The sequence below is a fragment of the Micromonospora sp. WMMC241 genome (genome assembly GCF_027460165.1).
Taxonomy (GTDB): domain Bacteria; phylum Actinomycetota; class Actinomycetes; order Mycobacteriales; family Micromonosporaceae; genus Micromonospora; species Micromonospora humi.
In genome coordinates, this window is record NZ_JAPZBF010000001.1 from 4534541 (window position 1) to 4555203 (window position 20663).

18 protein-coding genes are annotated in these 20663 nt (G+C 74.3%); 6 read left to right on the forward strand and 12 right to left on the reverse strand.

Annotated features, from left to right (window positions below; translation table 11 throughout):
- Positions 1–2: 2 nt before the first annotated feature.
- Positions 3–1241, reverse strand: a complete 1239-nt coding sequence (locus O7598_RS20390; RefSeq protein WP_269692922.1) for a phthiocerol/phthiodiolone dimycocerosyl transferase family protein — start codon at positions 1239–1241, stop codon at positions 3–5.
- Positions 1242–1369: 128 nt separating this feature from the next.
- On the opposite strand from O7598_RS20390, the gene O7598_RS20395 reads away from it, so the two are divergent.
- Both O7598_RS20395 and O7598_RS20400 read left to right on the forward strand, forming a co-directional pair.
- Positions 1370–2299, forward strand: coding sequence for a LysR family transcriptional regulator (locus O7598_RS20395; RefSeq protein WP_269692923.1), 930 nt, complete (start codon positions 1370–1372; stop codon positions 2297–2299).
- Positions 2296–3216, forward strand: coding sequence for a serine hydrolase (locus O7598_RS20400; protein ID WP_269692924.1), 921 nt, complete (start codon positions 2296–2298; stop codon positions 3214–3216). The genes O7598_RS20395 and O7598_RS20400 overlap by 4 nt, the downstream gene beginning before the upstream one ends.
- A gap of 95 nt (positions 3217–3311) precedes the next feature.
- Here the strand turns inward: O7598_RS20400 and bla are convergent, their stop codons facing one another.
- The gene (gene bla / locus O7598_RS20405; protein ID WP_269692925.1) at positions 3312–4217 is read right to left on the reverse strand and encodes a class A beta-lactamase; all 906 of its coding nucleotides are present in this window, start codon (positions 4215–4217) and stop codon (positions 3312–3314) included.
- A gap of 147 nt (positions 4218–4364) precedes the next feature.
- Positions 4365–5987 carry an alpha/beta hydrolase gene (locus O7598_RS20410; protein ID WP_269692926.1) on the reverse strand — a complete coding sequence of 541 codons (1623 nt, stop codon included), beginning with the start codon at positions 5985–5987 and terminating at the stop codon, positions 4365–4367.
- 205 nt (positions 5988–6192) lie between these two features.
- Here O7598_RS20410 and O7598_RS20415 point away from each other — a divergent pair, with 205 nt between their 5' ends.
- From O7598_RS20415 to O7598_RS20425, 3 genes are all read left to right on the forward strand, one after another.
- Positions 6193–7689 (forward strand): alpha/beta hydrolase, encoded by a 1497-nt coding sequence (locus O7598_RS20415; protein WP_269692927.1) that lies wholly within the window; start codon positions 6193–6195, stop codon positions 7687–7689.
- Between the two features lie 286 nt (positions 7690–7975).
- Positions 7976–8620 carry a DUF3159 domain-containing protein gene (locus O7598_RS20420; protein WP_269692928.1) on the forward strand — a complete coding sequence of 215 codons (645 nt, stop codon included), beginning with the start codon at positions 7976–7978 and terminating at the stop codon, positions 8618–8620.
- Positions 8617–8940 (forward strand): hypothetical protein, encoded by a 324-nt coding sequence (locus O7598_RS20425; protein WP_269692929.1) that lies wholly within the window; start codon positions 8617–8619, stop codon positions 8938–8940. The genes O7598_RS20420 and O7598_RS20425 overlap by 4 nt, the downstream gene beginning before the upstream one ends.
- Before the next feature lie 91 nt (positions 8941–9031).
- Here O7598_RS20425 and O7598_RS20430 read toward each other — a convergent pair whose 3' ends face one another.
- Together O7598_RS20430 and O7598_RS20435 are read right to left on the reverse strand one after the other, a co-directional pair.
- Positions 9032–9802: a MerR family transcriptional regulator gene (locus tag O7598_RS20430; RefSeq protein ID WP_269692930.1), complete on the reverse strand. Its 771-nt coding sequence runs from the start codon at positions 9800–9802 to the stop codon at positions 9032–9034.
- The gene (locus tag O7598_RS20435; RefSeq protein WP_269692931.1) at positions 9799–11067 is read right to left on the reverse strand and encodes an FAD-dependent oxidoreductase; all 1269 of its coding nucleotides are present in this window, start codon (positions 11065–11067) and stop codon (positions 9799–9801) included. The genes O7598_RS20430 and O7598_RS20435 overlap by 4 nt, the downstream gene beginning before the upstream one ends.
- A 70-nt stretch (positions 11068–11137) precedes the next feature.
- Here O7598_RS20435 and O7598_RS20440 point away from each other — a divergent pair, with 70 nt between their 5' ends.
- Entirely contained in the window at positions 11138–11743 is a 606-nt protein-coding gene (locus tag O7598_RS20440) for a TetR/AcrR family transcriptional regulator (protein ID WP_269692932.1), read from the forward strand.
- On the opposite strand, the gene O7598_RS20445 is transcribed toward O7598_RS20440, so the two are convergent.
- From O7598_RS20445 to O7598_RS20475, 7 genes are read right to left on the reverse strand one after another with little or no spacing between them, the layout of a single operon-like run.
- Complete coding sequence (locus O7598_RS20445) at positions 11735–14263, reverse strand: hypothetical protein (RefSeq protein ID WP_269692933.1); 2529 nt, start codon at positions 14261–14263, stop codon at positions 11735–11737. The genes O7598_RS20440 and O7598_RS20445 overlap by 9 nt on opposite strands.
- Entirely contained in the window at positions 14260–14949 is a 690-nt protein-coding gene (locus tag O7598_RS20450; protein WP_269692934.1) for an N-acetylmannosamine-6-phosphate 2-epimerase, read from the reverse strand. Before O7598_RS20450 ends, O7598_RS20445 begins: the two co-directional genes overlap by 4 nt.
- On the reverse strand, positions 14946–16616 hold the full coding sequence (locus tag O7598_RS20455; RefSeq protein WP_269692935.1) for an FAD-dependent oxidoreductase: 1671 nt from the start codon (positions 16614–16616) through the stop codon (positions 14946–14948). Before O7598_RS20455 ends, O7598_RS20450 begins: the two co-directional genes overlap by 4 nt.
- On the reverse strand, positions 16603–18081 hold the full coding sequence (locus O7598_RS20460; protein ID WP_269692936.1) for a DUF4127 family protein: 1479 nt from the start codon (positions 18079–18081) through the stop codon (positions 16603–16605). The genes O7598_RS20455 and O7598_RS20460 overlap by 14 nt, the downstream gene beginning before the upstream one ends.
- Entirely contained in the window at positions 18078–18992 is a 915-nt protein-coding gene (locus O7598_RS20465; protein WP_269692937.1) for an ROK family protein, read from the reverse strand. Before O7598_RS20465 ends, O7598_RS20460 begins: the two co-directional genes overlap by 4 nt.
- The gene (locus O7598_RS20470; protein ID WP_269692938.1) at positions 18989–19714 is read right to left on the reverse strand and encodes a GntR family transcriptional regulator; all 726 of its coding nucleotides are present in this window, start codon (positions 19712–19714) and stop codon (positions 18989–18991) included. The genes O7598_RS20465 and O7598_RS20470 overlap by 4 nt, the downstream gene beginning before the upstream one ends.
- Positions 19711–20601 carry a carbohydrate ABC transporter permease gene (locus O7598_RS20475; protein ID WP_442929933.1) on the reverse strand — a complete coding sequence of 297 codons (891 nt, stop codon included), beginning with the start codon at positions 20599–20601 and terminating at the stop codon, positions 19711–19713. Before O7598_RS20475 ends, O7598_RS20470 begins: the two co-directional genes overlap by 4 nt.
- Positions 20602–20663 lie beyond the last annotated feature (62 nt).

Sequence of the window (20663 nt, forward strand, 5' to 3'; positions counted from 1 at the left end):
ACCTAGCCCTCGGCTCCCGAAACCCGCAGTCGGGTGAGGCGGGCGGCGATGTCAGCGAGAAGGCCCCTCGTGGCGCTGTGCGTCGTCAACACCATCCGGAGCGACCCGGCGTGCGTGACGACACCGAGAATCCGCTCGTCGCGGACCTGCGTCGTCATCGTCGGTCCCCAGATCGCGACCGCGGACGACGTGCCGGGCTCGGACGTACCCAGATTGGTGATCTCCAGATCGGCGGTGGTGGCCGCGAGCATCGCCGCCTCGGCCTCCACGGCGCCGGCGGGGTCGAGCGACGCCAGCATCAGCGCCGCGTCGCGCGCGGTGTCGCGCGCCGCGCGCAGTTGCGTCGTCGCGTCCCGCGCGAGTGACCAGAGCGTGCCGTGCGCGGGTGCCCGCAGCACCACGGTCGTCGCCGTGAAGCGGTTCACGACGTCGTCCTCGAGACCCAGCGCGGAGCGGAGGTCGATGGGAACGTTGATGCGGACGCGCTCGGCCCCGGTGCGCGCGGCGAGCGCCTGGGCGGCGGCGGCGCAGAGCGCCCCCTGGACGGTCGACGCGTGGGCGCGGGCGGTGGAGCGAAGGTGTTCGGTCGCCGCGGGGTCGAGTTCGGCGACCTCGATGTGCGGTGCCGTGGCGTCGAACGGACGGATCGTGGCGGCGGCTGTCGGCTCCGCCGCGGCGCCCGGGTCGTGATCGGCCGGCCGCTCCGCCTCGGGTAGCCGCGCGAGCAGGCTCTCCTGGTCGAGGGGCACCGGCCGGGACGGGGGCGTCCGCGCGTCGAGGATCGCGAGGAGATCGTGTGCCGCGCGCAGCGCGCCGCGTCCGTCGCTGATCTGATGGGAGAACGTCAGCAGGACGGCGGTTCCCGCGTCACCGGGTGCGTCGCTCACGAGCGTCGCGCGCGCCAGCGGACCCCGATCGGGATCGACGGGACGCGTCTGCTCCAGCGCCGCCGCGTCGCGCCAGTCGCCCCCGTGGAACGGGCGTACCTCGATGGGCTCGGTCGCCTCCCGGAAGGTCGGGCGATCGTCGGTGCGGTCGATGCCGACGGCGAGAAGCGGGTGCGTCTGCTGCAACCGCACGAGCGCGCGCTCCAGCTGCCACGCCGAGACGGGCGAGGCGAGTTCGACGGCGAGCGAGAACTGTACGGGGTTGCGGCTGATGTAAAGGTCGATGATGTGCTCGAACGCCCCCAGCGGGCGCACGACCGGGTGTGCTGAGGAGTGGCGCATGGTGTCCTTCACGTCGTCCTACACGTTTCGCCGTCGATGACACACCCGGCCGTAGCGGCACACTCAAGCCCACGTCCGTGTGATCCTCGTCCGTGCCGCCGAACCCTTTCGTCCCTCCGCCCCGGGTATAGGTTCGGTGGGTGGATGTGGTCGCCGCCTGCCGGGCCTTCGTCGCGGTCAGCGGCCACGGCAGCTTCACCTCCGGCGCCGCCGCCGCGGGCATCCCCCAGTCGGTCGCCAGTCGCCGCGTCGCCGCCCTGGAGGAACATTTCGGAGGGCGGCTGGTCGACAGGTCGTCCCGGGCGGTCCGGTTGACCTCGTTCGGGCAGGACATGCTGCCGTCGGCGCGGCGGCTGGTCGACCTCGCCGACGCGATGGTCGACGACGCCGAGCGGGGCCGGTTACGGCCGTTGCGGTTCGCCGTACCCGAGATCTGTCCGCCGCACCGCCTCGCCGCCCTGGTCGTCGCGGCCCGACGGCAGCGGATCCACCTGGAGGTACGGCCGGCCGGCCCGGCGGAGCGGGTCCGGCTCTGCCGGACCCTGGAGGTCGGTGCCGGGATCGTGGCCGTTCCGGAAGCGACCGCGGCCTGGCGGGTGCCGTTGGGGCTGGCCGCCCGGACCCCGTTTCCGGCGCCGACGGTGTACCTGGAGACGTTGCGCAGCGGCCGGGCCCGCACGCAGGCACGCCGGCGAATCCTGATCCAACCGGAGGACGACGTCGCGCACCTGCGGGACCCACTGACCCGGGCCGGTCAGTCGGCCGGCCTGGCGCCGGCCCAGGTGAGCGTCGCGCCGTCCCTGGTGGACGCCGCGGCGACGGCCCTCGGCTCCCCCGACCTGCTGCTCTGCTCCCGTCGGCAGGCCGAGGAGTTCGGACTGCACTGGTGCCCCCTCGCCGGCCCGCGCCTCCTGCGGGGCTACGACCTCGCCGCCGGCGTACGCGAGGACCACGAGCCGCTCGGCACGGTCCTGCACGCCGACGTCGCACGATGCCTGGGCGCGCCCGACCAGCCGGAGCCGGCCGTGGGGCCCCCGTCGGGCGCCCCCTCGCCGGGAGATCCGGCGTGAGCGCCACCGCGGTCGTCCGCAACGCGCGCGACCTGCTCGACGAGGCGGGACTGCACGGCGCCTTCCTGGTCCGCGACCTCGACACCGGCGCGGAGATCGGCTTCGACGCGGACACCCCGTATCCGTCGGCGTCACTGGTGAAGGTGCCGCTGGCGGTCGCCGTGGCAGAACGGATCGCGCGCGGGGAACTCGACCCGACGAGGCAGGTCGAGGTCGCGCCCGGCCGGCTCACCACGCCGGGCCCGACCGGGCTGAGCCGCTTCCGCCACCCCGCCCGGGTCGCCGTGGACGACCTGCTCTACCTGAGCACCTGCATCAGCGACTCGGTCGCCGCCGACGCCCTGTTCGACCTCGTCCCGCCGGCCGCGGTCGCCGCCGAGCTGCGGCGACTGCGCATCGACGGGATCGCCGTCCGGCATCGGGCCGGCGACCTCTCCGACACGCCGGCCGAACGCCTCGACCCCGACGACGCGCACCTGGCCCACTCCCTCGCCATCGGCGCGGAAACCCCCGGGCAGGGCCACCCGGTCGCCCAACTCGATGTCACCCGTGCCAACACCGGGTCCGCCCGGGCGTTCGTCGACCTGCTGCACGCCCTCTGGCGGCCCTCGACGATCCAGCAGGTCACCGCCGCGCGGGTACGCGCCCTGATGGGCGACAACCTGCACCGGCAGCGGCTGGCGCCGGACTTCACCTCGGACGCGTCCCGCTGGTCGTCGAAGACCGGCACGCTGTTGCACCTGCGCCACGAGGTGGGCGTGGTGGAGCACGCCGACGGGCAGTCGTACGCGGTGGCCGCGCTCACCGCCTCCCGGGTACCCGCCGCCGCCCAACCCGGCAGCGAGGCGACGATGGCGCAGGTCGCCCGCTCCCTGCACGACCATCTGCGGACGGGCACCCTGCCCTGGTGGGGTTAGTCCGCGGATTGGTCAAGGGCTTGCGCATTCTGCTCGACCTCGATCCACGTGGTGCGTCGGGCCGGCGGGGTCACGCCTTCGGAAGCGGGCCGGCGTCACCATCCGGCGAGCGCGACCTCGGTCGCCCGGGCGATGAGGGCGTTGTCGTATTCGGCGTCCTTCTCGTCGCGGCTGGAGAGCACCGCGAGGACGATCGGCGCGCGGTCCGGCGGCCAGATCACCGCGATGTCGTTGCGGGTGCCGTATCCGCCGGAGCCGGTCTTGTCCCCGACGACCCAGCCGTCGGGAACGCCGGCGCGGATCAGCTCGGCGCCGGTGGTGTTGCCCCGCAGCCAGCCGTTGAGGACGTCGCGGTCCGCGGCTTCGAGGGCGTCGCCGACGGCGTACGCCCGTAGGGACCCGGCCAGCGCCCGTGGCGTGCTGGTGTCCCGCCGGTCACCCGGCCGGGCCTCGTTGAGGTCGGTCTCCCAGCGCGCCGGATCGGTGACCTTGTCCCCGACCTCGCGCAGCTCCTTCTCGAACTTCTGCGGCCCGCCGAGCCGGCGCAACATCAGGTTGCCGGCGGTGTTGTCGCTGTACCGCACGGCCGCGTCGGCGATCGCGCGCAGCGTCATCCCCTCGCCGACGTGCTGCTCGGTGATCGGCGAGTAGGTCACCAGGTCGTCCGCCGAGTACCGCACCACCTTGTCCAGCTCGGCGTCGGTGGTCTCGTCGAGGATCTCCGCGGCGGCGAGGGCCTTGAACGTCGAGGCGTACGCGAACCGCTCGTCGGCCCGGTACCCCATGGTCCGACCGGTGCCGGTGTCGACGGCGTAGACCCCCAGCCGCGCGTCGAACTCCTGCTCCAGCCGCCGGAACTCGTGGTCCCGGTCGGGGGCGGACGACGAGAGGGCCGGCGCCGCACGGTCGGGCGTCCGCTCTCCGGCGGCCTCGGCGGGGCCGCAGGCGGCCAGGGACACCACTGCCGCCGCGGCCACCAGGCGGTGTGCTACAAGATCCATGATCGCTCTCCCTCGGGATGCGTCGGGCCGGCGCCGGACGGCGCCGGCCGGACATGACTCGACCCTGGCAGGGATCCCGCGCACGGTCGAAGACAGACGTCGCGATGTTCATGCCGATCCGGCATGGCCGCCGCCGGCGGGCGGGGGTCAGAGTCGACAGTGTCGGTCTTCGGCGGGCACCTTCACCTCGATGAGGTAGGCGGTGAAGGCGGCGTCGACGCAGGGACTGACCCTCTCCTGCGCGACGGTGTGCCGCGCGCCCTCGACGGTGAGGACGGTGCCGCCGATCTCGTCGGCCAGGACCTTCCCGGCGGCGTAGGGGGTGGCCGGGTCCCCGGTGACGGAGATGATCAGGGTGTCGGGCAGGCCCTCGACGTCCTGCGCGTAGGGGATGCCGAGGCTGGGCTCGCCGGGCCAGGATTCGCACGCGTCCCGGCTGACTCCCTCGACGTTCCTGCCGGTGGCGACGAACGGGCTGGTCCTGGCGATGTCGGCGCGCAGCCGGGCTTCCTCCTCGGGCGTGCGGCGTACCTCGTCGTTGCAGTTGATCGCGAGGTTGGCCTCGAGGAAGTTGTCCCACACGCCGGAGGGGTCCCGACCGCCGAACACCTCGCCGACCTTCAGGATCTGCGCTCCGTCGCCCTGCTTGAGCTGGGCGAGGCCCTTGATGAGCGTGGGCCAGGCCTCGGGGTAGTAGAGGCCGGCGGTGACGCCGCCGGTGGCCTGGTTGAAGTTCAACGTGCGCCCCTTTCCGGCCGGGACGGGCTTGTCGATCAGTGGCCGGACCAGCTTCTGGAAGGCTTCCGTGGCCCGGGCCGGGTCGGTGCCCAGCGGGCAGTCCTTGCCGGCGGCGCAGGTGGCGGCCAGTTTCTCGAAGTTCTGCTGGAAGCCGGCCTGCTGGGTGAGCCGCCGCTGCGGGTTCTCCAGGGTGGGGTCCGTCACGCCGTCCAGCACCAGCGCCCGCACGTTCTCGCCGAACATCTCGGCGTAGACCGCGCCGAGTCGGGTGCCGTAGCTCTGTCCCGCGTAGGTCAACTTCTCGTCGCCCAGCGCCGAGCGCAGGACGTCCATGTCGCGTGCGGTGTTCCGGGTGCCGACCGCGGCCAGGATGTCCGCCCCGCCCGAGCCCTTCGCGCAGCGCTCCGCCAGGCGCCGGGTGTCCTCCTCGCTCCACTCCCCCGACGACGCCAGCAGCGTCGTCCGGTCCTCGCCACGATCGCGTTCGGCGTCGGTGAAGCAGCTGATCGCGGGCGTCGACGACCCGACCCCGCGCGGATCGAACCCCACCACGTCGAAGCGTTGCAGCAGCGGGCTCTTCGCGTGCGCGGCGCTGAAGCTCGTCGCCTGGGCCAGGCCCGAACCGCCCGGGCCGCCCGGGTTGAGCACCAGTGATCCGATGCGCTGCCCGGGGTCACCCTGGGCGGGGAGCCGGAGTACCGCGACCTGGATGGTCCGACCCTTCGGGTTCCGGTAGTCCAGCGGCACCTTCAGCCGGGCGCACTCGAAGGGGGCGACGTAGAGCTTCTCCTGCCCGGGCGTGGTGCCGTAACCCGCACACGAGCCGAACGACAGTTTCTGCCCGTAGAAGACCTCCAGCCCGGCGGCGGACGGCTGTGGCTCGGACTCCGCCGAGTTCGGGGTGCCGGTGCAGGCCGCGACCAGCGCGAGCACCGTCGCCGCCCCGGCAGCGGCGCCGACCCGGGCGGTGGCGCGCCGGGGAGCGGGCGGGGCGGACGAGTCCACCGGCGGACCCGGGTCGAACAAGGTCATGGAAGTCTCCGATCCGGTCTCCGGTTTTGCGTTCTCGACGAGACACCCGGCCGTAGCGGCACACTCAACTCCGCGCGCGTGTGATCTTGCCGACCGTCCTCGAGGAAGATCCGCAGCAGACCCGGCGCCCGTTTGACTGTGCCGCGAGGGCACGGGTTCGGATGGGGGCGAGCCCGCCGAAGGGCGGGCCGGAACGGGAGAGCGCATGTTGCGAAGACGTGGTGTGGCCCTGGTGGGGACGCTGGGGTTGGCCGGCGCCCTGGTCACGGTGATTCCGGCGATGGCCGAGGAGTCGGCGGCGCCGAGGTCCGCGGCGGGTCCACAGTGGACGGCGTGCCCGAAGGACGTGGTGGTGCCGCCGACGGTGCAGCTGCCGGTGCAGTGCGCCAAGGTGCCGGTTCCGTTGGACTACGACGACCCGGACGGCACCCAGATCGAGATCATGGTGTCGCGGATCGCCAGCACGAAGCCGGAGAAGCGACGTGGCGTGCTGATGTTCAACCCGGGCGGGCCGGGCGGCACCGGCCTGGACCAGCCGGCCTTCCTGGTCTCGAAGGGGCTGCCGACCGGCGTCACGGACGCCTACGACCTGATCGGCATGGACACCCGGGGTGTCGGGCACTCGACGCCGGTGAGCTGCGGCTTCACCGCCGACGACGCCTACTGGGCCAACATCCCGCCGTACGCGCCCGACGACGCGGCCGTCACCCGGCAGGCGGAGATCGCCGAGGACGTCGCCGAGCGGTGCGCGGCCAACGACACCGAGGGACGGCTGCGGCACCTGAGTACCGCGAACATGGCTCGCGACCTGGACCGGATCCGCGCCGCGCTCGGCGAGGAGAAGGCCAGCTTCTACGGGGCGTCCTACGGCTCGGCACTCGGCGCCGCGTACGCCTCGATGTTCCCGGCCACCACCGACCGGGTGGTGCTGGACAGCATCGTCGGCGACACCCACCTCGACCGGGCCGGACTGCGCCGGTTCGCGCTCGGCATGGAGCAGACGTTCCCCGACTTCGCGAAGTGGGCGGCGGCGCGGCACGAGTCCTACGGTCTGGGCCGCACGCCGCAGCAGGTCCGCCGGACCTACCTCACCCTCGCCGAACGGCTCGACGAGAATCCCGCCCCCGACGGGATGACCGGTCCCCTCTTCCGGCAGGTCACCTTCGGCTCGCTCTACAACGAGATCCAGTACGCCAACCTCGCGCGGCTCTGGCAGACCTACCTGAACCCCGGTGAGGCACCGCAGGCGAAGGCGGCAGCGGCACCCAACCCGCAGGACAACGCGCTCACCGTGTTCCTCGCCGTCACCTGCAACGACGTCGAGTGGCCGGAGGACGTGGACACCTACCGGCGGGCCGTCGCGCAGGACCGGAAGCGGTTCCCGCTGTTCGGCGCGGCCAGCGCCAACATCACCCCCTGCGCCTTCTGGACGCACGACCCGGCCGGGCCGCCGGTGGCGGTGAACGACAGGGGGCCGCGCAACGTGCTGATCCTGCAGAACCGGCACGACCCGGTCACCCCGCTCGCCGGCGGCAAGCTGCTGCGGGAGAAGTTCGACAAGCGCTCCCGGCTGGTGACCGTGGACGGGAGCGGGCACGGCGTCTACGTGCTCGGCGGCAACGCCTGCGCGCTCAACGTCACCACGTCGTACCTGGTCGACGGCGCGATGCCGGCCGGCGACCGGAACTGCCGGCGCGGCTGACGTCGACTGCCCCCGGGAGCAGTTCGGTCGAGGGCGCGGGACGTACGTTCCGCGCCCTCGACGCCGAACCGGCCGGCCAGCATCAAGCGCCAGCAACGGATCCGCGAGGAACTGGCCGCGATCCTGCGGCAGCCGACGTGCCGACCCGCCGCCGGGCGCCCGTGAGACCGGCCACCCCGTGCGGTGTGGGCTTGAGTGTGCCGCTGCGGCACACCCGCTAATTGCTCGGATGCGGAACGAGGCAGAACCAGACGCGAAGCCAGCCGAACCCACAGTGCTGGACCGGATGGGCGGCGTCGCCGGGTTCGTCCATTCGACGGTCCCGGTGATCGTGTTCGTGACGGCGAACGCATTCCTTCCGCTGACGGTCGCGGTCGGCGTCGCGGTCGCGACCGGGCTGGCCTTGTTCATCGTTCGGCTGCTGCGCGGCGAGCGCCTCGTCTCCGCTGTCGGCAGCATGCTCGGCGTGGCGGTGGCCGCCGGGATCGTCGCCTGGACCGGCTCCGCGCGGGACTTCTTCGTGATCGGGATCTGGGCCTCGCTGGGCGGGTTCGTCGTCACGTTCGGGTCGGTGCTGGCTCGTCGGCCGCTGACCGGTGTCCTCTGGAACGTCCTGCACGGCGGAACGCACGCGTGGCGATCCGACCGAGCCGCCCGCACGGCACACGATCTTGCGACCCTCGCCGCGGCGTCGGTGTTCGGCTCGCGATTCGCGATCCAGCAGTGGCTCTATCTGACCGACAGCACCGGCGGGCTGGGCCTCGCCCGGATCGTTATGGGCATCCCGCTCACCGTACTGGCCGCGCTGGTCGTCGTGTGGAGCTTCCGGCGCAGCACCCGACGCCTCATCGCGGCCGGCAGCCGACCGGACGCGGGGCCCCGACCCGTCACCGCACATCGCGACCATCGACCCGGAAAGGCACGAACATGATCCTCTACGAGGGTGCGGTACAGGTGGTCCCCGTCCTGTTGATCGCACTGTTCATCGAGACCCGCAGCGTCGACCGACAGCGCAGCCGCACCATGCGCCGGTGGGAAAAGGCGCAGGACAGGGTCTACGCCGCGCTCGGCTTGGCCGCGTTCATGGTGTCCCTGCTCGTCGTGGCGGACATCGTCGCGGGCAGCCCGGTCACCAAGGCGATCGTCATCGCGACCCTCAGCGGCTGCATGGGCATGTTGTACGTCCGAATCTCGCAGCGCCTCGCGTTGGACCCGGGCCGGCGGCAGGATCAGGCGTCGGGCGACCACTGAGCCTGCGCTGCGCCGGGCGGCGCTCCCCGTTCCTCGTCGGTGACCGGGACGCGGGAGCGTTGGTCCACCCGGCAGCGCCCGGGGCGGGCCGTCATCGGATCTTCCTCTCCGGTGGGCGGGCCACGGACGACTGGTCGTGCGGTTCGGACAGCAGTCGGTTGGTGCGCCGCAGGACGTCCAGCTGCGCGGGGTTGTAGAGGTCCGCCAACGCCTTGCCCACGGCCTGCTGGACGTAGCGCGCGCTGTACCGGGTGCCGGCGTTCGTGATCCCGACGCCGGGGTTCTCCGCGTACAGCGCCCGCACGAAGGGGGCCAGGTCCCGGGCCACCTCGGCCCGGGTCTGCTCGTCGGCGTCCTCGGGTAGCGTGTCGAACCGCTCGGCGACCGGGTCGGTGACGGGCTTGCGCAGCATGTCCGCCCAGGCCCGCATGGTCTCGGCACCGAGGACCCGGGTCAGCACGACGATGAACGAACGGTCGGCGGGCGGCATCGTCGACACGACACCGGGTGCGGCGAAGCCGGGTGGTAGTTCCGCCGGTGTGGGCTGCCGCAGGATGACGCCGAGTTCGAGGCGCGCCCGTTGGAGTCGTTCGATGGTGGCGGCGAGCTCGGCGTCGAGCGTGCGCAGCGCCTCGACGGGCTGGTCGTCGGTGTCCGGCATGGCCGCGATCTGCGTCAGCGAGAACCCCAACTCCGTCAGGCGCCTGATCCGCAGGATCCGGACGAGGTGCGCCACCCCGTACTGCTTGTACCCGTTGCTACGCCGCTGCGGCTCCGCGAGCAGGCCGACGTCGTGGTAGTGACGTACCGCCCGCAGCGTGGTGCCGGCGAGTTGGGCGATCTCCCGGGTGCTCCAGCTCACTGCGCGCCCGGGGCGTGGAACACGAGGTCCGGGTCGTACCGCTTCTTGGCGGCCAGCAGGCGCTCGCCGTTCGGCCCGAAGGCGGCGGCGGTACGCGCGGTGTCCTCCGGACCGAGCAGGTTGGGATAGCCGCCCGGAAGCCGGTCGGTTCCCCGTACCCAGGCACGGTGTTGATCTTCAGCGGGGTCCCCCGGTTCCCAGACCGCGATGGTCTCGACCATGAGGTGCGGCGTCCGGTTGCGGAACGCGGTGGCGTCGGCGGGGACGCGGGCGGCCGCCCCGTGCAGGCTGTGCAGCGAGATCGCGGAGAGCGGCGAGGTCTTGGCGTTCGCGGCGTCGAGCAGGATCTCCTGGACACCGGCATCGAGTCCGGTGACCGTGCGCGACCCGATCTCGACGTGCCGCCCGGCCGGGAACATCGCGTCGATCTGCGCGAGCTGGTCGGTCATCGTGGTCGGACCGACCTGCGCCGCCAGCGGCTCGCCGAGTTCGGTGAGCCGGTGCAGCGCCTTCATCCCCACCTCGGGGTCCCCGCACCAGGTCGGCGCGGCGAAGAGTGCCGACTCGCCGGTCGGCGCGGTGACGAAGCCGGCCTGCACGGTCAGCTCGTCCGGCCCGCGCAGCAGCGACTCCTCCAGGTCGGGCAGGACGTCGAACCGGAACATGATCATCCCGGCCAGGATCGCCGGCACCGCGTGCAACCGGATCCGCATCGTGGTGACCACGCCGAAGTTGCCGCCACCGCCACGCAGCGCCCAGAGCAACTCGGGATCGTGCTCCTCGTCGGCGGTGACCAGCGTGCCGTCGGCGAGCACCACGTCGGCCGACAGCAGGTTGTCGGCGGCGAGGCCGAACCGGCCGCTCAGCGGCCCGTACCCGCCGCCGAGCGTCAGGCCGGCCATCCCGACCGAACCGGCCGTCCCGGTCACCGCGACCAGGCCGGCCCGCTGCGCGGCCGCGGCCACGTCGGCCGAGGTGGCGCCGCCCGCCACGGTGGCGACCGCGGTGGCCGGGTCGACGCTCACCTGCCGCATCGGGCTCAGATCGAGCGTCAGTCCACCGTCGACGAGCGCACGACCGGCCCAGTCGTGCCCACCACCGCGCACCGACAGCGGAAGACCCTCCTCCCGGGCGGTCCGCACCGCCGCCTGGACGTCGGCCGCGCCGGCGCATCGAAGAACGGCGAGTGGACGGCGGGACACCGCGCCGTTCCAGATCGTCCGAGCTGCCTCGTACCACGGTCCCGACGTCAGCCTGTCACTCATGTCGCCAGAGTATCCACCCATTCGTCAGAGACCAACTCTGGCGAATGGCGGAGGCTATGCTCACCCGACCATGACCGAACCGCCCAGAAACCGCCGGGCCGAGTACGCCGCGGCCACCCGGGCCGCCATCATCGACGCGGCGCGCTCACTCTTCGCCCGCAACGGATACTTCGCGACGAAGATCGAGGACATCGCCGCGGAGGCCCGCGTGGCGCCGGCCACGGTGTACGCGGTGACCGGCGGCAAGCAGGGGCTGATCCGGACGCTCGTCGACCTGTGGAGCCAGGCGCCGATCGTGGCGCAGACCCTCTCCCGGCAGGAAACCCTCACCGACCCGGACGAGATCCTGCGGGACACGGCGGCCACGGTCCGGGCCATGCGCGAGACGTACGGCGACATCATGCGGCTGACGTTGACGACCGCACCGCACCACCCCGAGGTCGCCGCGGCCCTGCGGGTGGCCACGAAGCGCTACCGCGACGCCGTGGAAGCCGTCGCCGGCCGGCTCCGCGACGTCGGTGGCCTCCGGGACGGGATGGACGTCGCGGAAGCCACCGACATCCTCTGGTTCTACTTCGGATACTCCGGCTACTTCACCCTGCTCGACGACAACGGCTGGACCTACCAGCGGTCGGAGGAGTGGCTGGTGGCCCAGGCCGCTGCCGCTCTACGCTGAGGCCCGGGTCGCCGCGGTGACGCGGAAGCTCCGGGTCGCGAACGGGCCGAGCGGGATCCGGTCACCCGGCACCGCTCCGCCGACCGGCTGCTCGGCGAGGTCGCACTCGATGAGTCGGCCGTCGAGCCCGGACAGCGTGGCCACCACCTCGGCGGCGGTCGGGTTCACCAGCCGCAGCACCGCGCCGTCGCCGTCCTCGGCGAGCTTGTGGGCCGACACCTGCGCCCCCTCCACCCGCAGCCCGGCCGTCGGGGCCGGCGCCGCCGTGCCGGGGCGCAACTGCCAGGCTCGCAGTGGCGCCCGCCGACGGGCCGCCGCCGCGGTCACCGCCACCTCGTCGTCGTCGAGGCGTACGCCGACGGCAGCGGTGATCCGGCGCCGGCACTGCGCCTCGGGCGTGGGCAGTTGCGGGCCGGCGCCGGCCGTGCGGGCCCGCAGGTCCGGCCGGGACAGCCAGCCGACCGCGCGCAGCACCGTGACGGCCAGCGACGGCCGCTCGCCGGCGATGCCCTGCACCTCGGGCAGCCCGGGTGCGAGGACCGCCAGACCGGGCAGGGTGGCCAGCGAACGGACCGGGGCGACGCCGGCGTCGGCCTCGTGACCGCGCTCGTCGGGCAGCGGGCCCAGCGGCGCCTTGAGCGGCCGGGCGAGCAGGCTGAAGTGGGTGTCGGCGGTCCAGCTCGCCGCCGGCGCGTCGGTCGGGAAGTGGGCCTGTAGACGGTGGTCGTCGGCGGTGTTGTCGAACTCCAGCCGCCAGTCCAGCTCCGGAACCCCGGCCCAGATGGTGGCGGTGACGGTCAGCGGCAGCACCGTCCGCTCGGTGCTTCGGGCCGCGCGGTCGGCGGTGAGGCCGGCCGGGACGTCGAGGTCGGCGCGGACGACGATGCGGGAGGCGGCGGCGCTGTCGTGCACCCACGCCTCGCGCAGCACCGGCGTGACCGTCTCGTCCCGTCGCGGCGGGTCGTAGGTGTAGGTGTCCCCGGCATCGCCGGAGTCGACGAGGCGCCCCAGCCCGGACAGGGTACGGCCGCTGGCCGCGTCGGTCAGGGTGAACGAGGCGTCGTCGGCGACGGCCAACGTCCAGTCGCCGCGGGTGACGGTGCGGCCCGGGGCGCCGGCGGGCCCGGCGGCCGGCGCCCCGGCGGCGACCGTGGCGGTGTAGCCGGTCCAGCCGCCGGCCGGCGCGTCGGCGACGAACGCGATGCGGTGCCGCAACGTGTCCCGAGTGTCCGGGAGGATGTCCAGGTCGGCGCAGAACAGCGGCGTCGGCTCGGTCTCGCGCAGCTCGTACGCGACCGGCTCGCCGGCGGCGTCGAGCAGCCCGGTGACGGTGTGCCCGGGCGCCGTGTGCACATCCACCTCGACCGGCGCGCCCACCGGGGCGGCGTGCGGGTTGACCACGACCAGCGCGGCGGCGTCGGTCACCGGGTCACCGGCGAGCCGGGTGTCCAGCCCGAGGTCGAGCAAGGCCCGCTCGACCAGGTGCTCGCCGGCCTGTCGGGCGCGGGCGAAGCGCACCTCGTTCTCGCGGTGCACCTCGTCGACGGAGCAGCCGCAGATGGAGTCGTGCGGCGCGTTCTGCAGCAGTTGGTCCCAGGCGTGCCGGAGCAGCCCGACCGAGTCGGTGCGCCCGGCGCGTACGGTCAACGGCTCCGCCCAGGCCTCCAGCAACGTCTCGGTGGCGGCGTTGGCCTGCTTGAGGTACAGCCGGGCGGACAGCGTGCCGGCGAGGACGAAGGTGAGCCAGTCCCCCGGATACCGCAGCTCCCCGGTGACCACCTCGTCGACCGGCACCGTGTCGCGGACCGCGTCGAAGTAGTCGGCCAGCGTGCTCTCCACCGCCACCCCGTCGGCGAGCCCGGCGGGCAACGCGCGCGGTGCGAGGTGGTCACCGCCGTTGAGCAGCAGGTACGGGCCGACGGCGTCCCGGCCGGCCTGCTTGTCCCGGAACGCGCGGAGCCGATCCGCCGCGGAGGCCGCCTCCCAGAGCACCTCCGGCTCGTAGTAGCCCTGGTTGACCGCGAGCACCTCGGCACCGTCCGGGGAGCGCCAGCGGAACCGGGCCAGGTGCGGCGGCGCGCCCCGCCAGACCAGCGCGGTGTCCAGGCCGAAGCCGCGCAGCACCCGGGGCAGGTCGGCGGGGTGACCGAAGGCGTCCGGGCAGTAGCCCACCTGGGCGAGGGTCAGCCCGAGGCCGGCGGCGATCCGGCGGGCGGTGAGCAGGTTGCGGATCAGGTTCTCACCGGAGACGAGCTGGTTGTCGGCGAGCACGTGCCACGGCCCGACGTGCAGGCGTCCCGCTGCCGCGTGCGAGCGGATCCGGTCGGCGAGGTCGGGCCGGACGGCGAGCGCGTCCAGCGCGGTGACGGTCTGCCCGTCGAGGTGGAAGCGGCCCAGCTCGCCCGCGTCGAGCTGGTCGCAGACGCGGGCGACCAGCTCGGCCAGCCGGGCGCGGAACGACTCCATCGGCCGGTACCACTCGCGGTCCCAGTGGGTGTGGCTGACGACGTGCACGGTCATGACATCTCCCGGTCGGTGACGAGCGCGGCGGCGAAGCGGGCGGTGACCACGGCGGGACGGGTGATGGCGGTACCCACCACGACCGCGTGCGCGCCGTGGCGAAGGGCGGCGGCGGCCTCGTCCGGGGTGTTGATCCGGCCCTCGGCGACGACCGGCACCGGCAGCGTTCCGGCCAGCGTGGCGATCAACTCCAGGTCGGGATCGTGCGGCACCGCGCCGCCGGTGTAGCCGGAGAGCGTGGTGCCGACCAGGTCCGCGCCGGCGGTCACCGCGTCGTGGGCGTCGGCGACGTCGGCCACGTCGGCCATCACCAGCACCCGCGGGTGACGCCGCCGCAGCTCGGTCACCGTCTCGGCGAGCGTGAGCCGGTCCGGGCGGGGCCGGCGGGTGCCGTCGAGCGCGACGATCTGCACGCCGGTGGCGGCGACCGCGTCGGCGTGCGCGAGGGTCGGGGTGATGTAGACGCCGCTGTCGCCGTGCTTGATCAGCCCGATCAGCGGGGTGTCGGGCAGGGCCGCGCGCAGCGCACGCAGGTCGCGCAGGCCCTGCGCCCGGATTCCGGCGGCGCCGCCGTGCAGCGCGGAGCGGGCCAGCGCCACCATGTGCGCCGGGTCGTCGAGCGGTTCACCGGGGTCCGCCTGGCAGGAGACGACCAGCCGGCCGTGGATCGTGTCAAGCACCGTCATCGGGTGAGGTCCTCCATCAGTGCGCCCAGGGCGCGATCGGGGTCGACCGTGGACGGGTCGGCGCCCAGCGTCCGGGCGGCCGCGCGTAGCGCCGCCAGGTCCCGCGGTCCGGCGGGTCGGTCGGGTTCGACGGCCAGGTCGGCGGCCCGTTCGCCGGCCAGGGCGCCGTGGGCGGCGGCCAGGTGCACCGCGGCGAACCGGGGATCACCGGTGGGCACGTCGGCGATCCAGGCCAACGGGACGCCGGCGGCGACCAGGTCACGCTGCACGGCGAGCAGGAACGCGGGGTCGTCGTGGACCGCGCCGACCGCGCGACGGTCCAGGGCCGCCCGCGCGGCGAGCGCGCCGGCCGCCTCGCCGACCGCCCACTCGCCGTGGTGCACCCGGTACGCGGCGGCGGCGACCTGGGTGGCGCCGAGGTTCTTGGCGGCGGCCAGCAGGTTGACCGCACCGCGCGGGACGAGCGCGCCGGCCGGGACGGTGAACGGCGCGGTCTCCCGGTAGACCGGTTCCGGGTGGCCGGTGCGTTCGTGCAGGTCGACGTGGTACCAGGTGACGCCGAGCGAGCCGGGCAGGTGGCGGGCGCGTACCTCCCCGGGCACCGGCGCGAGGTCGTGGCCGGTGACCGGCCGGTCGACCACGATGCGCCGCGACTCGCGCAGGTAGGGCGCCTCGGCGAAGCCGTCCGGCGTGCCGGCCGCCTCCGGGGCGAGACGCAGGCCGGGAAAGCCCTGGCCGCCGTCCTCCCGGGGCGCCTCGGTGCGCAGCCAGTGCACGAACGCGGCGGTCAGCTCCCGGCCGGCCCGTTCCGCCCCGGCCGGGTCGCCGATCGGGTCGTGTCCGGCGCAGTCGTTGGACGCCCAGTTGAGCACCGCCAGTTCGGGCGCGGTGGCGCGCAGCCGCCGGTAGGTCCAGAACGGCGGTCGGCCGTCCGGGCCGTCGGTGAACATCCGGTAGCGGTGCACGCCGCCGTCCCAGCCGGCGATGTCGAAGGAGAGCCGGTGCCGCAGGTCGGTGTAGCGGGCCGGTGCGGGGCCGGTGAAGTCCGCGCCGGGGTGGTGCTCGACCAGCCCGCACCAGGTGAACGACTGCTGCGCGGCGGGGTCGGGGCCGCCGGGGACCGCGTCCGGCTCGCCGTACGCGTCACGCCCCTCGGAGCCGGTGACGGTGGGGAACCCGGCGAGCGGGGCGAGGTCGCCGCGTTCGGTGGCGTCGCAGAAGACGGCGGCGGCCAGCACGGTGCCGTCGGTGAACGTGACGTCGCGGACGCGGCCGGCCTCGGCCCGCACGGTGACGGCGGCCCGGCCGGTCAGCACCGTCACCTTCGCCTCGGCCAGGCTCGCGTCGAGCACCCGGCGGGCGACGTCCGGCTCGAAGCAGAGCCGGCTCACCCAACCGCCGCCGGGGTTGGCGGTGCCGCCGTAGTGGGCCCGCACGGTGTCCCGGAACGCCCGGTAGCTCGCCGAGGCGCCGAAGCTCTCGATGTGCGGGTGCTCGTCGAGGGCGGGCAGCGCCTGCGTGGTGACCTGGCCGCCGACCCGGGACAGCTCCTCCACGAGCACCACGGTGGCGCCGGCGCGGGCGGCGGCGAGCGCCGCGGCCACCCCGCCGAGTCCGCCGCCGACCACGGCCACGTCGGCGGTCAGGGTCGGTTCAGGGCTGCTCACCGGTCTCCTCCAGGGCGAAGTCGATCTCGTAGGTGCGGTGCCAGGGCAGCGTCACCGACCCGGGGGCGAGGGCCCAGCCGGGCAACGGGTCGAGCTGCCGCCACCGTTCGCGCAGCAGTTGCTCGATCCGGGCGGTGACCGCCGGGGTCTCCGCGTCCGGCACGTGGTCGTGCCGGGTCGGGTCGGTGCCGCGCTCGTGTCGCAGCCGTGGCCGGGCGTACGACATCCACAGGTGGTCGTCGACGAGTCGGTGCGCCAGCAGCCGCCGCGCGGCGCCCTCGTCGAGGGTGCCGGCGGCCCGGCCGACCTGGTGGGTGACCAGCGTGGCGAGCGCGCTGCCGACGGTGTTGCCGGCGGTGTTCCAGCCGGCGAAGCCGGCCAGCCGGGCGTAAGAGCCGTCGGCCGTCAGGTCGGCCACGAGGCGCGGGTCGGCCCCGTTACCGAGCGCGCAGTCGGCCAGCGCGACCGGTCGCCCCTCGGCCAGCAGCCGGCGGACCAGCCCGGCGGTGCGTGCCGCCGGTGCCGGGTCGGTGTCGCCGGGCGGGGCGGTGGCCCAGTCGGCGTCGCCGGGCTGCGGCGGGTGGACCACGAGCACCGCGTCGGCGTGGGCCCGGTCGACGACGCGGGCTCCGGCCGCGGCGGCCTGGCTGGCGATGCCGGCCCCGACGTCGACGGGCTCGTAGCGGGCCACCCGCGCCAGACCGTCCGGTTCGGCGCAGGCGACGGCGATCGACGGGGTGTGCCCGGCGGCGGCGGTGAGCGCGCGGGCCACCAGCACGGCGCCGATCTCGTCGGCGCCCGGATGGGCCAGCACCCGGTCACCGATTTCCAGCCAGGACGTCCAGGTCCGCAGCCACTGCCACTCGGCGGTGCCGACCGCGGCGACGGCGGTGTCGTCGGCACCCACCACGAGGGTGTCCAGCACACCGTCGGCGGCCAGCCCCAGCGCGGCCTGGTTGAGCACGTGGTTGCGCTGCCGTCGACGCAGGAAGTCACGGCGGATCCGCGCCGGCACGTCGGTGTCGGGCAGGCCCGGCGTGCCGACGGCGCGGTGCAGGTCCGCCGAGTACGCGTGCAGCGCACGGCCATGGTGCGCCCAGTAGTCGGGTTCCTCGCCGGCGTCGTCGGCGTCCGGGGTGCGTTGCACGACGGTCGCGGCGTACACGGGTGCGGGGCCTTCGGCCAGCGCGTCCCAGCGGCGCAGCACGACGCCGGCCGGGTCGTCGCGCAGCCGGGAGGCGATCAGCCCGCCGAGGCCGAGCGTCTCCAGCGCGACCACGGCGGCGTCGGCGCGGTGACCGGCGAGCCACCGCGCCAGGCCGTCCGGGTCACCGGCTCGGCGCTGGGCCGGCAGCAGGTCGGCCGGCGGGGTGTGCACGCGTGCGCCGGCTACCGCGGCGACCAGGCCCGGCAGCGTCCGGCAGACCGGCCGGTCGTCCAACGGCACGAGGGCGACGTCGATCATCGGGTCACCGTGCCCCGGCCGAGCATCCGCAGCGCGGCCTCGGCGGCACCGACAAGTGCGGCGTCCGCGCCGAGCGCGGCCGGGACGAACGGCACCGGGCCGAGCACCGGCATGCAGGCGGCGGCGAAGGCCGGTGCGGCGGCGGCCACCAGCTCCGGTACGGCGGCGCCGCCGCCGATCACGATCCGGTCCGGGTCGAGAACGTTGGCCAGTCCGGCGAGGGCGGTGCCGAGCGCGGCACCGGCGTCGGCCAGGACGGCCCCGGCGATGTCGTCGCCGGCGCGGGCCCGCCGCACCACCTCGGGCAGGTCGACCTGTTCGCCGGTGCTTTCGCTGTAGCGGGCGGCGACGGCCGGCCCGGCGGCCACCGCCTCGACGTGCCCGGTGGCGCCGCACGGGCAGGGCCGCCCGGCGGCCTGCGGCACGGGCAGGTGGCCGAGGTGCCCTGCGGCGCCCGTCCGGCCGGTGAGCAGCGTGCCGGCGGCGTGCACGCCACCGCCGATCCCGGTGCCGACAGCCACCCCGATCACCGTGGGCAGGCCGCGGCCTGCGCCGTGCGCGGCCTCGCCGAGGGTGAACGCCTGCACGTCGTTGAGCACCGTGGCGGGCAGGTCGAGCCGGTCCCGCAGCGCACCGGGCACGTCCACCCGGGACCAGTCGCTGATCGACGAGGTGGCGGCGGTGAGCAGGCCGGTCGTCGGGTCGACCAGACCGGGGGCGCCGACACCGACCGCGGCCGGGTCCGCGCCGAGGGAGCGGACCAGCGCGGCGGCGCGGTCGAGGACGGCGGCGGCGCCGTCGCGGGCCGGCGTGGGGGCCTGGGTACGGGTCAGGACGGCACCGGCGCGCACCAGCGCGGCGGCGGTCTTGGTGCCGCCGATGTCGACGGCGGCGAGGAGCGGGGCGGTCACGGCGTCCTTCGGGTCACGGTGATGCGGAAGTCGTAGCGGTCGGCGCGGTAGATGCTCTCCGCGCGTTCCACCGCGACGCCGCCGTCGTCGTAGGTGGTCCGGTCGACGCGCAGCGCCGGTGAGTACGGCGCCACGCCGAGCAGCGTGGCCTGGTCGGCGTCGACCACGGTCGCGGAGATCACCTGGTCGGCGTGGTCCGGCCGGACGCCGCGCGCGGCGAGCACCTCGTAGAGGGAACCGCTGACCAGACCGGCGTCCAGGTCACCCACCCGCTGCGTGGGCAGCCAGACCTCCTCGATGCACATCGGCAGCCCGTCGGCCAGCCGGAGCCGGCGTACGTGGGCCACCTCGGCCCCGGGGGACAGCGACAGCTCACGGGCCACCGCCACGCCGGCCGGGACGACGGTGAGGTCGAGCAGGCGGGAGTCGGGGCTGAGTCGGCGGCTGCGCATGTCCTCGCTGAACGAGGTCAGGGCGAGCGACTTGGAGATGGTGGCCGGGTCGGCCACGAACGTGCCGGCGCCCTGGGCGCGGTAGACCAGACCTTCCTCCTCCAGGCGACCCACGGCCTGGCGGACGGTGGCCCGACTGACCCCGAACCGGGTGACCAGCTCGCGCTCGCTGGGCAGCGGGTCGTGCGGCCGCAGCGACGAGCCGATCTCGGTACGCAGGGCGGTGTACAGCGCCTCGTGCTTGAAGGCGGTCCGACTGGTGGCGGTCATCCCTTCACCCCTCCCTCTCCGATGCCGCGGAAGAACATCCGCTGCAGGGCGAAGAAGACGGCGAGCAGCGGAATGACTGCGATCATCGTGCCAGCGGCGACGACGCGTTGGTCGTTGGTGAACGTGCCGGAGAGATACTGCAGTCCGACGGTGAGGGTGAAGTTGTCGGGGTTCTTCAGCACGATCAGCGGCCAGAGGAAGTCGTCCCAGGCGAAGAGGAAGCTGAACACGCCGACCACCGCGAGGGAGCCGCGCACGCTGGGTAGCGCGACGCGCCAGAACCGGGCCCACTCCCCCGCCCCGTCGATGGCCGCCGCCTCCTCGGTCTCCTTGGGCAGGGCGAGGAAGGCGGTCCGCATGACCAGGATGGACAGTCCGGAGACGGCGCCGGGCAGCAGCACGCCGAGCAGGGTGTCGACCAGGCCGAGGCTGCGCACGGTGAGGAAGACGTTCACCATGATCACCTCGAACGGCACCACGAGTGAGGCGAGCACGGCGGCGAAGACGGCGCCCCGGCCGCGGAAGCGCATCCGCGCCAGCGCGTAGCCGGCCATGGCGCCGAGCAGGCAGTTGGTGAGCACGCTGGCGACCGCGACGATCGCCGAGTTGCCGATGTAGCGCCACACCGGGATGACGTCGGCCACCTTGCCGAAGTTGCCGAGTGTCGGCTCGGCCGGCAGCAGCGTGGTGTCCGGTCCGTAGATCGGCTCGCCGGTGCCCTTGAGCGCGGTGGAGAGCTGCCAGAGGAACGGGCCGACCAGCAGCACGGCCATCGCCAGCAGCAGCAGGTAGCGCAGGGCCGGCCCGGCGAACCGGCCGGCGCCACGCCGGGCCGGGCGGGCCTCGCTTCGCTCGGTGCGCTCGCTCATGCCGTGCCGACCGGGCATGCCCTCACGGCCCTCGCTTCGCTCGGTGCGCTCGCTCATGCCGTGCCGACCGGACATGCCCT

Coding starts and splice junctions, on each gene's coding strand:
- bla (WP_269692925.1), bottom strand. CDS start 4,217: ATGGATCTTGTAGCACACCGCCTGGTGGCCGCGGCGGCAGTGGTGTCC.
- O7598_RS20410 (WP_269692926.1), bottom strand. CDS start 5,987: ATGACCTTGTTCGACCCGGGTCCGCCGGTGGACTCGTCCGCCCCGCCC.
- O7598_RS20415 (WP_269692927.1), top strand. CDS start 6,193: ATGTTGCGAAGACGTGGTGTGGCCCTGGTGGGGACGCTGGGGTTGGCC.
- O7598_RS20420 (WP_269692928.1), top strand. CDS start 7,976: ATGGGCGGCGTCGCCGGGTTCGTCCATTCGACGGTCCCGGTGATCGTG.
- O7598_RS20425 (WP_269692929.1), top strand. CDS start 8,617: ATGATCCTCTACGAGGGTGCGGTACAGGTGGTCCCCGTCCTGTTGATC.
- O7598_RS20435 (WP_269692931.1), bottom strand. CDS start 11,067: ATGAGTGACAGGCTGACGTCGGGACCGTGGTACGAGGCAGCTCGGACG.
- O7598_RS20440 (WP_269692932.1), top strand. CDS start 11,138: ATGACCGAACCGCCCAGAAACCGCCGGGCCGAGTACGCCGCGGCCACC.
- O7598_RS20445 (WP_269692933.1), bottom strand. CDS start 14,263: ATGACCGTGCACGTCGTCAGCCACACCCACTGGGACCGCGAGTGGTAC.
- O7598_RS20450 (WP_269692934.1), bottom strand. CDS start 14,949: ATGACGGTGCTTGACACGATCCACGGCCGGCTGGTCGTCTCCTGCCAG.
- O7598_RS20460 (WP_269692936.1), bottom strand. CDS start 18,081: ATGATCGACGTCGCCCTCGTGCCGTTGGACGACCGGCCGGTCTGCCGG.
- O7598_RS20470 (WP_269692938.1), bottom strand. CDS start 19,714: ATGACCGCCACCAGTCGGACCGCCTTCAAGCACGAGGCGCTGTACACC.
- O7598_RS20475 (WP_442929933.1), bottom strand. CDS start 20,601: ATGCCCGGTCGGCACGGCATGAGCGAGCGCACCGAGCGAAGCGAGGCC.